This is a genomic window from Mesobacillus sp. (assembly GCF_047739415.1).
Classification (GTDB): domain Bacteria; phylum Bacillota; class Bacilli; order Bacillales; family Cytobacillaceae; genus Mesobacillus.
In genome coordinates this window covers 1-9,830 of the sequence record NZ_JBIQOE010000277.1, presented here as the reverse complement: position 1 = coordinate 9,830, position 9,830 = coordinate 1, and the positions used below count along the sequence as shown (strand labels likewise).

General features: G+C 40.8%; 12 protein-coding genes. 3 read left to right on the top strand and 9 right to left on the bottom strand.

What is annotated here, in order from left to right:
- Positions 1-108 (top strand): DUF6509 family protein (locus ACH0QE_RS21950; RefSeq protein WP_415802562.1); only part of this gene is annotated, 108 nt, incomplete at its 5' end.
- Between the two features lie 32 nt (positions 109-140).
- On the opposite strand, the gene ACH0QE_RS21945 is transcribed toward ACH0QE_RS21950, so the two are convergent.
- Genes ACH0QE_RS21945 through ACH0QE_RS21935 form a run of 3 tightly spaced genes read right to left on the bottom strand, consistent with a single transcriptional unit; the run spans position 141 to position 1,662 of the window.
- Positions 141-536 carry a cytosolic protein gene (locus ACH0QE_RS21945; protein ID WP_415802560.1) on the bottom strand — a complete coding sequence of 132 codons (396 nt, stop codon included), beginning with the start codon at positions 534-536 and terminating at the stop codon, positions 141-143.
- A gap of 37 nt (positions 537-573) precedes the next feature.
- Positions 574-1,071 carry a metallophosphoesterase family protein gene (locus tag ACH0QE_RS21940; protein ID WP_415802559.1) on the bottom strand — a complete coding sequence of 166 codons (498 nt, stop codon included), beginning with the start codon at positions 1,069-1,071 and terminating at the stop codon, positions 574-576.
- 57 nt (positions 1,072-1,128) lie between these two features.
- Positions 1,129-1,662, bottom strand: coding sequence for a hypothetical protein (locus ACH0QE_RS21935; RefSeq protein WP_415802558.1), 534 nt, complete (start codon positions 1,660-1,662; stop codon positions 1,129-1,131).
- 153 nt (positions 1,663-1,815) lie between these two features.
- Between ACH0QE_RS21935 and ACH0QE_RS21930 the strand changes: the two genes are divergently transcribed.
- Positions 1,816-2,874, top strand: coding sequence for a sulfite oxidase (locus ACH0QE_RS21930; protein ID WP_415802557.1), 1,059 nt, complete (start codon positions 1,816-1,818; stop codon positions 2,872-2,874).
- A 42-nt stretch (positions 2,875-2,916) separates the two neighbouring features.
- Here ACH0QE_RS21930 and ACH0QE_RS21925 read toward each other — a convergent pair whose 3' ends face one another.
- Both ACH0QE_RS21925 and ACH0QE_RS21920 read right to left on the bottom strand, forming a co-directional pair.
- Positions 2,917-3,813: an NAD-dependent epimerase/dehydratase family protein gene (locus ACH0QE_RS21925; RefSeq protein WP_415802556.1), complete on the bottom strand. Its 897-nt coding sequence runs from the start codon at positions 3,811-3,813 to the stop codon at positions 2,917-2,919.
- A gap of 166 nt (positions 3,814-3,979) precedes the next feature.
- Positions 3,980-4,834 (bottom strand): Ku protein, encoded by an 855-nt coding sequence (locus tag ACH0QE_RS21920; protein WP_415802555.1) that lies wholly within the window; start codon positions 4,832-4,834, stop codon positions 3,980-3,982.
- A gap of 138 nt (positions 4,835-4,972) precedes the next feature.
- Between ACH0QE_RS21920 and ACH0QE_RS21915 the strand changes: the two genes are divergently transcribed.
- A complete protein-coding gene (locus tag ACH0QE_RS21915) occupies positions 4,973-6,805 on the top strand; it encodes a DNA ligase D (RefSeq protein ID WP_415802561.1) in 1,833 nt (610 codons plus the stop codon).
- A gap of 25 nt (positions 6,806-6,830) precedes the next feature.
- On the opposite strand, the gene dapF is transcribed toward ACH0QE_RS21915, so the two are convergent.
- From dapF to ACH0QE_RS21895, 4 genes are all read right to left on the bottom strand, one after another.
- On the bottom strand, positions 6,831-7,805 hold the full coding sequence (gene dapF, locus ACH0QE_RS21910) for a diaminopimelate epimerase (RefSeq protein WP_415802554.1): 975 nt from the start codon (positions 7,803-7,805) through the stop codon (positions 6,831-6,833).
- 477 nt (positions 7,806-8,282) lie between these two features.
- Positions 8,283-8,612 carry a four-helix bundle copper-binding protein gene (locus ACH0QE_RS21905; protein WP_415802553.1) on the bottom strand — a complete coding sequence of 110 codons (330 nt, stop codon included), beginning with the start codon at positions 8,610-8,612 and terminating at the stop codon, positions 8,283-8,285.
- Between the two features lie 87 nt (positions 8,613-8,699).
- Positions 8,700-9,491, bottom strand: a complete 792-nt coding sequence (locus tag ACH0QE_RS21900; protein WP_415802552.1) for a hypothetical protein — start codon at positions 9,489-9,491, stop codon at positions 8,700-8,702.
- 129 nt (positions 9,492-9,620) lie between these two features.
- On the bottom strand, positions 9,621-9,830 hold a 210-nt coding region (locus ACH0QE_RS21895), incomplete at its 5' end, for a S8 family serine peptidase (RefSeq protein WP_415802551.1).

Genomic DNA, 9,830 nt, shown 5'->3' with positions numbered 1-9,830 from the left:
GAAAAGGTTCTTGATTTTGAACTTGAGGATGATGAAGTCATCCAAGTAAAAAAGTATTGCGAGGAAAACATACCTGCCGAGGATGAAACAGAAGAGGAATCAAATTAAAAAGAGCAGATATCTGCTCTTTTAGTTTGTTATTATACCTCTACAGTCTTACCTTCCTCAACAATATGATAAAGAAGATGGGCAAGGTGTTGAACAGGACCGAGCTCCCCTTCTTCTTCGTTAAGTTCTTCAGTAAATTCAAGATCATTCAAATATAATGCTGAAAATTCATAGAAATCCTTCAGATCGAAGCCGTAGCAATTCGATGGCTCTTCCTTCTGTTCCTCATATTGAAGCATTAAATAATATTCCTTGCCGTCTTTATTTTCTGCATCAAAAAAGACAAAGAATCCAATATTCGTATCCAAGTCAAACAAATGGCGTGTTCCGCCTTCAGTAGCCTGGTCATAATCCTCACTGCTTAGTTTCTGGACCTTCATCGTTTCCACCTGGTCTTCTGCATGGAACTTCACTTCAAATGCTTTCATTACTAAATAACACTCCTGTCTATATTTTATAAGCTGATTAATTTTTTTCTTTAAAAAAGATATGCTCTGCCTTAATTCTCTCTCCGACTGTCAGGATACCATAAGAGAATTCCTGCTGTCTTCTTTTATCAGTAGGTGAGCCGGGATTAAAAACAATTACGCCATTAATTTCCTTTAGGACGGGAATATGCGAATGACCATAAACAATGCAATCGACCTCTTCATCCGCGAATGTTTCTATCGCCCTTTTTTCGGTTGTTTTCCCGGTGCCGTGTCCATGAACAATCCCTATATTAAAATCGCCCGCTCTTAATATATCTTTCGTGTTAAGCAGACTTTTGAGCTCAGGACCATCCACATTACCGGTAACTCCAATAACGGGTCCATACTTTTTAAGCTCATTATATAGCTCCACGGTCTGCCAATCCCCAGCATGAATTATGTAATCACAATCTTTCAGATCAATAAGGAGCCTCTCAGGCAATGTCTTTGCCTTTCTCGGCATATGAGTGTCAGAAATGACCACGATTTTCATGGCTGCCTCACTCCCTTCGCCTGCTGTTCTCTGTTATGTTACCCTGATGAAAATGGATTAACCATTCCCAGGATCTTTATATTTTGTCACATTAAAATAATCACTCGTCTTATTATAACTGTTGAATTCAATATCAAGATCATGAAAATATCGGTGAAGCTGAAGTAATATCTTCTTATCTTTTTTTCCATCTTCAATAGTCTTGGAATAATTTAAAATGGTATTAAAATCTGTTTGGAGCGCAGTATTGTCTGTTTCGACAGTTGCCAGAACAGATATGATTTCAGAAGCTATTTCCCTCTGTTCCTCCCACTCAACAGAATCTATTCCTCCCCAACCAAGGGTATCATTATATTTGGTATGAAATTCACGAATGAAGCTCCCTACTGTTGAGTATTTTTCATGTTCAGACTCTTCCTGGAATACAGCGACAGTCTGACCTCCGTTTTTAAGATTACTTGAGTCGCTTTTGCCCTTGGCACCTTGAAGATTCCCTTGCTCCCACATTGTATAGCCAGCATATAAACCAAAAGCCAGCAAAAACAGACTTGCAGGTAAAATCATAAGTTTCCATTTATTTTTCTTTTCCATCTGCCTGCCCCCTGTTAAAACTTATTGTTCTTACACCGCGAACGAACCTGGTCTTAATATTATTTGACAGCCGTCCAAAAAAACCTTTTATTATTTCCCTACCCCATCGGTTCTTCCATATATGTCCCAAAAATAAATTAACGATGAGGAGGAATGAATATGTATCTCAATTTCGGAAAGGTGCGACCGCACTTAACAACCAGAAGTCTTAACCCTGAAAACCAGGAAACACCGATTCACTTTATTTCTTCTGTTCAGCCGGTACCTAATGCTTTATTTTTCCGACGAAATCATTTTCCCTACCCGATTTTAACACCAGAGTCATTTACACTAAAAATTTCCGGCTCAGTCAATAGTGCTTTACTATTCAATTACACTGATTTTTTTAAACTGCCAACCAGATCCACAAGGGTGTTAATTGAGTGTTCAGGAAATAAAAGGGCTTACTTCGAGGAAAAAGTCTTTGGAGAGCAGTGGGAAAGCGGAGCCATGAGCGAGGGTGTTTGGAAGGGAGTCCCCTTGAAAACCCTGCTTGAGTACAGCGGGATCCAAGCAGGTGTATCCGAAGTAGTTTTTAGAGGGAGAGACGCAGGTATTAAAAGCAGTCAATATAACCACTTTGAAAGAAGTTTGCCAATTGCCAAGGCACTTCAACCTGATGTGATGATTGCTTATGAGTACAATGGAAAACCACTCTCTCATAAACACGGTTTCCCCTTCCGGCTGATTGTTCCGGGATGGTACGGGATGGCTTCTGTAAAATGGCTTAATGAAATCATTCTCATTAAAGATAAATTTACAGGTCCTTTCCAGACTGAAGATTATGTTTATTATTATAAAAACGGTACATCTGAGCAAGTGACTACAAATCATGTGAATTCAACTATCCAGCAGCCACAAGATAAACAGCTTGTTAAAAGCGGTACTCACAAAATTAAAGGAATCGCATGGACAGGTTCTGGTGTCGTCTCGAAGGTAGAAATAAGCTTTGATAATGGAGATAGCTGGGAGCAAGTTAAGCTTGAGATAACACCTAAGGAATATCAAACTGTGCCATGGAGTTATCCTATAAAATTTCATTTTGGAAGTGAATATCATATATCAGTCCGAGCAACCGATAGCGAGGGGAACACGCAGCCTGCAGAGGCAATATGGAACAAGAAAGGCTACGGTTATAATGCAGCAATGAAAATTTCTGTAAGTGCAGAATGAAGAAAAAACCAGTTGCACGAGTTATCGGCACCTGGTTTTCTCTTAATTCAATGCATTTTGTTGAATATTAAATTTTATCAATTGATCCAGTAATTGATTCAGGTCGGTGAACGTAAAGCCAAGCCCTTCTGCAAGTGAAGTGTCGATCGACCAGGAGCCCGGCAATGCATAAGGGGATACAGTACCGCTTATGGTGCTGTTCTCCACAACGGCTTCTTTATTGGCGAGCAAAGCGATTTTATCGACCAATTCACGCACGCTTATATCCCCTGCCGAACCTGGATTGATCGGTCCTTCAAAGGCTGAATTTCCAATTTCCAGAAGAAAGCTTGCCGCTTCATCAGCATGTATGAAGCTGTACCGCATTTCAGGGTTTGGAATGCCTATTGGTTGGCCGGCAAGTATTTTATCAACATGAAATTTCAAACGCTCAGTGTAATCATCTTCAGAGACGACAATCGGGAATCGGACGGAGACAACATTAAAATAACCAAGTTGGTGGAATACCGCTTCAGAGGCTCTTTTTGCCTCTTTGTACCCTTCATATCCAGGATACTCTTTTCTGCTTTTGTATGTTATTTCATATGTAAGAGGATCAAAATTCCCTTCTGCATGCAGTGTGCCAAACTCATACACCGCCTGAGTAGAAGTGAAAATATAGCGACCAACTTTCCCCTTTAACACCTCTGCTGCATCCCTCGCCTCCATTGGCGAAAAACAGGATTGGTCATATACCAGGTCCCATTCTTTATCTTCGACGGCTGCTGCCAGCGTTTCTTTCTTTTCGCGATCAATCACCAGCCGCTTTACCTTTTCACCAAAAGGATCACTTTTCGTTACTCTTGTGGCTATCGTCACCTCATCGCCATTTTCTATCAGCTTTTCGACCAGCTTTTTCCCAAAATACTGGGTTCCTCCTAGCACAAGAACTTTCCTCATTAAAAATCCCCCTTTTCTATAATGATTTATTCTTCTTTGATTTGGATTTTCCCTTTAATTATCTTCCGAATAAAAATAAAGCAATAGACAGATTGCTGTCTATTGCTTTCAATCGAACAGCCAGGAAGCCCGGCTGAACAAATAAGTCCTTTTTTCACTTGTTTCTTTATGCTTGTTTCTTCTCCTTTGCCTTCGGTTTGGCAGCTGTTTTCTTCTTCTTTGCTGGAGCGGTATCTTTCTTCTTTTCTGGCTTGGTACGGTCAATGGAGGCCTGGAGTGCGGCCATAAGATCTGTAACATTGGAAACAGGCTCTTTTTCTGTAGGAGTGACGAGTTCTTTACCGGTACGCTTCGCTTCAATCAGCTCTAATAACGCTGTCCGATAATCGTCCTTGTATTTATCTGGTTCAAACTCGGTTGTCAGCTGATCAATGAGCATGATCGCAGTTTCCAGTTCCTTTTCTGTAACTTTATCTTCAGCTGGTACATTCGGTACATCCACTGCATTTCTGACTTCATCGGGGAAATGAATGGTTTCCATGACGAGCGTATTATTATAGACACGTACTACTGCAAGTTGCTCTTTTGCACGAATGATTATTTTTGCAATACCGACCTTCTGAGATTCCTCCAGGGCTTTCCTGAGCAGAGAATATGCTTTTCCACCGCCCTCGTTCGGAGACATGAAATAGCTGCGCTGAAAATAGATCGGATCGATTTCAGATATTTTTACAAAATCGATTATTTCCACGGCTTTATCTTCGTTTTCCTTCCTCAATGCTTCAAGATCTTCATCTTCAAGGATGACAAACTTTCCTTTTGTATACTCGTAAGCCTTCACAATGTCTTCGTTTTTCACTTCAACATCACACACAGGACATGTTTTCTCATATTTAATTGGTGAGTGGCACTCTTTATGAAGGGTACGCAGTTTGATGTCCCTATCCTCTGTCGCGGCATGAAGCTTGATTGGGATATTGACGAGCCCAAAGCTGATGCTCCCTTTCCAGATTGTATGCATTACGTTCTCCACCTTATCGTTTTATTACTAATGTGCTTAAGAATGGATTTATCATGCATTAAAACATTTGCCAGCGTACTAGTTTGAGCTTAAACAGGAACAATATAAATAGTACTGGTGAAAGGATGGGGAAAAATGCTGAAACCAATGCTCCCTACACTGGCATTCGATACGCCACAAGGGGATGACTGGCGTTATGAGATTAAATTTGATGGCTTTCGAGCCCTGTTGACCTGGGATCAGGAAATTGAACTGATAAGCCGGAATGGGAAACCGCTGCTTCCGCTGTTTCCTGAATTATCGGAGTTCCTGGCTGCCAATAAGGAAAAGTTCCGCCCGTATCTTCCTCTTACAGTTGACGCAGAGCTTGTTTATCTCGAGAATCCATATAAAGCGAATTTCGGCGCGATCCAAATCAGGGGAAGGATGAGGTCTCAGGAAAAAATAAAAGCAGAAGCAGATAGGAATCCATGCAGGCTGATGGTGTTTGATCTTTTGAGGATAAAAGGGAAAAGTATAGCATCCGAAAGTTATAAAGACAGGCGGACAAAACTTCAATCCTTATTTTCAGAGCTTGGACTTCCAATATCCCCCAACCACCAAAACCCTGATCTGGTGCAGCTTATACCTAGCGAAACTGATTTGAAAAGCTTATGGGAAAAAGTAGTCATTTATGATGGAGAAGGAGTCATCGCAAAACAATACAACAGTAAATGGGAGGAAGGCAAACGGACGGAATCCTGGATTAAAACGAAAAACTGGAAGTATGTCTCCTGCTTTGTGACAGCTTATGAGAAATCCAATGGATATTTTTATATCTCTGTTTATAAAGACTCAAAAATACATCAAATCGGGCTTGTGATTTTCGGGTTTAAGCCCGAGGAAAAAAATGCCCTCCATCAAATCATCAAGCAAAATAAAAGTGGAGAAGACGATCAATTCATTTATGTGGAACCAGGCATATGCCTTGATGTAAAATACCTGGAAATCTATGAAGAGCAGCTTCGTGAGCCTCATTTCCATCAATTCCGTTTCGATTTAAGTCCAGATTCATGTACGTATGAAAAATTCGTTTTCCAACAAAAGAATCTGCCACCGGATATTGAAATCACCCATCCAGACAAACCAATTTGGGAAGAACCGCCAATTCAAAAGGTTGATTACATCCATTATTTAAGGGAGATCTCCCCCTATATGCTTCCATTCCTGGAAGAACGGCTACTGACGGTGATCCGCTATCCTCACGGCATGTTTGGCGAAGCCTTTTACCAAAAAAACGTTCCTGATTATGCACCAGATTTCGTCGAAACTTCGAGATCTGAAGGCATTGAGTATATCGTCTGTAATAACATGAAAACCTTGCTTTGGCTTGGGAATCAAATCGCCATTGAATTCCATATCCCCTTTCAAACGATCAACAGCAGAGGGCCTGATGAAATCGTCTTTGATCTTGATCCCCCTTCAAGGGATCATTTCCATTTGGCGATTAAAGCTGCTGTTTATATTAAAGAGGTATTGGATGAATTAAAGCTGATCAGCTTTATAAAAACCTCTGGAAACAAAGGACTGCAGGTGTACATTCCTCTCCCGGATAATACCTACAGCTATGATGATACCAGATTGTTCACCGCCTTTATCGCGAACTACCTTGTTTCAAAAGACCCAGAATCGTTCACAATTGAGCGGTTGAAGAAAAACAGGGGCGACCGATTATATGTAGATTACATCCAACATGCTGAAGGCAAGACGATTGTCAGTCCATATTCCGCTCGAGGTAAATCACATGCAGGTGTAGCCACTCCGCTATTCTGGGAGGAAGTAAACGAGAATTTGAGTATCGAGGATTTCCATCTAGGAACGATCATCCAGCGCGTGCAAAAGTCAGGCTGTCCGTTCAGGACTTATTTTGCAGCTAAAGCAGAACAGAATTTCGAACCGGTCCTGAATGTTTTGAAGACAAAAAAATCCTGAGGAAATTCCTCAGGATTTTCTTCGTTTAAAATTGGCTTAGATACTTTTTAGCATGCTCCTTCAGCCTGCTGTAGAGCGTATCTTCGTTGAAATCTTCCTGTTCAAGTATTTCCGCAAGGATCCCCTCTTTTGTAACATCTATTTGAGCCGAGTAGACAAAAGTAGCATTGCCGATCAAATCGATTGTATAAGTCTCATCTTCTTTATGGACAGCGCATTGAACCATTCCGCCATTATTGTACACATTTATTGGCTGGCCAAGTTCATTCTCTCCCATCAGGCATGTAACAAGTGTGGATGCTGACATCGCTGTCCCACAAGCATTCGTATAGCCTACTCCTCGCTCATAGGTTCTCACATAAATACTGCCTTTTTCAAGGAGCCTGATAAAGCTGACATTGACTCCGTCAGGAAATAAATCATTAGGATTATTTACCTTTTCACTCAATCTGGTCTGCAAATCTGAATCCAATTGCTCTTTGCTTACTACAGCTGTTAAATGAGGATTAGGGACTGCGAGTGCTGTAAACGTCAATTCCTCTGATAACTGCGGTATCTTCTCTTGAATCAGTGTCTCCTGGTCAAGATTTAACGGCAAATCCTTCAAATCGAATGTTACCGGTGATATTTCCACCTGGTAAGTTGGGATATCAACGAAAATCTCCTCATGTTTCTTCACCTTGAGGTTGGCTTTCATTGTTTCTATTACGGCTTCCTCGACGCCAAGCTTCTCGCATACATAACGTCCTGCACAGCGAAGTCCATTGCCGCACATGGATGCTTCTGTACCATCAGAGTTAAAAATCCGATATTGAGCATCTGCAACCCTGCTTGGACGGATGAACAAGATTCCATCCGCACCCAGTGACTCCTCCCTGTCACAAAGCGCCAATGCAAGATCACGTCGTTTAAAATCATCAAACTTATATTCTCGGTCGGTTTCATCTATCAATAAAAAGTCATTATTTGAACCATGACATTTAATCAAATCAATTATCATTGTAACGCCCCCAAAACACTTCGTTATATTACAAGATGCCATAAATAATGGAATTGTTCAATATTGAAGGTAATAAGGGGTAAAATTCGTGTAATTTTTTCAATTTCTGCTTTTACCTTTTTTTCTTATTCAGACGAGTTTCGTGCATTGCACGGGTTCTGCTTTTACCCCTTTTTCCTTGTTCAGACGTTTTTCAGGTAATGCACGGCTTCTGCTTTTACCCTTTTCTTTATCCAGACATGTTTGGGGTAATGCACAGCTTCTGCTTTTACCCTTTTCCTTGTTCAGACGGTTTTCGGGTAATGCACGGCTTCTGCTTTTACCCTTTTTCTCTATCCAGACGAGTTTCGGGTAATGCACGGCTTCTGCTTTTACCCTTTTTCTTTGTTCAGACGTGTTTGGGGTAATGCAGAGCTTTATTTATATTTTCAGATAGAAAAAAAGAACCAGCTTTTTGGTTTGCTGGTTCTCCTGTTATTAAGATGCCATTTTTCTGCACTCTTCTGCACATTTAAAGCAAGCTTCGGCACATTTTTGGCAATGTTCATGGTCATGCTTTTGGCATTCGTTGCCGCAAGCTTCACAAATTTCAGCACACAAGCCGCAAATCTGGTTTACAAAGTGGCTGTTTGTCTGCATTGCGGTTACTGCCATGCCGCATATTTCAGCGCATTCTCTATCCATTTTAATGCACTCTGCCATCATTTTCACATTCTCTTCTTTTAAACAGGAATCAAAACAAACATTACAGGCTTCAATACATTCTATGCACGCCTGGATACAATCCTGATATTGTTGGTTTACCATGTCCCAACCTCCTTCTAGTTTCTATTATTTGTTAACCTCTTCGAATTGAAGATAAACGAAACTTTCGAAAATGGAACAATTTTCAAATTAATGGTCGTAATACATATATTGGCTGGCGAGAGCAGCAAATACAGCCAACCGCTCTTCCTCTCCCATCGTATAGTCGAACGTTAGCACAGGGGTATTAGCTTCTTTGAAAAACCTTGTCCACTCCAATGGCATCCAGCCTTTTCGCAATGTCGCGGCCGTATTGCCGTCTTCTCGGACAAGTTTAAAATCACGAATGGATCCAGGCGCCTTATCTATTTTCAACTTCCTTCCACCACCCAGGACAACTGAACCAATTGTCTCTTTGTCTTTCTTTTTCTCTAAAAATATACCAATTATATCTTTTTGCTCATTCAGTAATTTAAATCTATAACGCTCCTGTTTCAGCCTTCCTTGCAGATTTCCTTTGGAATCATAGATTCCAAATTCTTTCATGATTCTTTTATCTATAAAATAAGGGATAAACCAACGGTAGCTTCTAGTCGTGAGTTCCCTTAACTCTCCAGCCAGCATTCCGTCGGGAGTAAAAAAGAGCAGTTGTACTGCAGGCGCAGGAGCAAAAGCAATAAGCAGGTGGTTTTGCTTTAAGATTTGTTTATCATCATATCGATGAAATGCTTCCACGCTCTCTTCTGACTTGTTTTTATATAAAATAAAGCGATTGTAATGGAGGAAAACTAAAAACAAGAATGGTACTGCCACCAGGAACAGAGGTATATTCCAGGAAAACAGCAGGCTTGCCGCCAAAATCATCGTAAGAAGACCCGCTGATATAATAGAACCGTTTAAACTGATATAGGCTGTCTGCTGGTAATATTGCTGAATACTCATATCTATTATCTCCTTGAGGAAAATCTACTTCGTCATTCTAAGTCTATTAATCAAAGAGCCCAATCATTCTACCTTTTTTCAACATAAAAAAAACCGGACTGGAAAGTTCCTGTCCGGTTTTGCATTCGATTATTTCAATTTGAGGGCATTTACTGCATTGATCAGACCATGGCCAGTTTGCTCGTCATAACCCGGTTTGAATAGATCTTCAGCAGAGTTCTGGATGATTGCTTTGACTTGTGCTGGAGTCAGTTTGTCCTTGCCGTGCTTAGCGATTACCACACCAGCAAGAGCAGCAGTTTTTGGCGCTGCCATTGAGGTACCGCCTTTATAGCCATA

Coding starts and splice junctions, on each gene's coding strand:
- ACH0QE_RS21945 (WP_415802560.1), bottom strand. CDS start 536: ATGAAAGCATTTGAAGTGAAGTTCCATGCAGAAGACCAGGTGGAAACG.
- ACH0QE_RS21900 (WP_415802552.1), bottom strand. CDS start 9,491: ATGAGTATTCAGCAATATTACCAGCAGACAGCCTATATCAGTTTAAAC.
- ACH0QE_RS21940 (WP_415802559.1), bottom strand. CDS start 1,071: ATGAAAATCGTGGTCATTTCTGACACTCATATGCCGAGAAAGGCAAAG.
- ACH0QE_RS21905 (WP_415802553.1), bottom strand. CDS start 8,612: ATGGTAAACCAACAATATCAGGATTGTATCCAGGCGTGCATAGAATGT.
- dapF (WP_415802554.1), bottom strand. CDS start 7,805: ATGATAATTGATTTGATTAAATGTCATGGTTCAAATAATGACTTTTTA.
- ACH0QE_RS21925 (WP_415802556.1), bottom strand. CDS start 3,813: ATGAGGAAAGTTCTTGTGCTAGGAGGAACCCAGTATTTTGGGAAAAAG.
- ACH0QE_RS21920 (WP_415802555.1), bottom strand. CDS start 4,834: ATGCATACAATCTGGAAAGGGAGCATCAGCTTTGGGCTCGTCAATATC.
- ACH0QE_RS21935 (WP_415802558.1), bottom strand. CDS start 1,662: ATGGAAAAGAAAAATAAATGGAAACTTATGATTTTACCTGCAAGTCTG.
- ACH0QE_RS21930 (WP_415802557.1), top strand. CDS start 1,816: ATGAATATGTATCTCAATTTCGGAAAGGTGCGACCGCACTTAACAACC.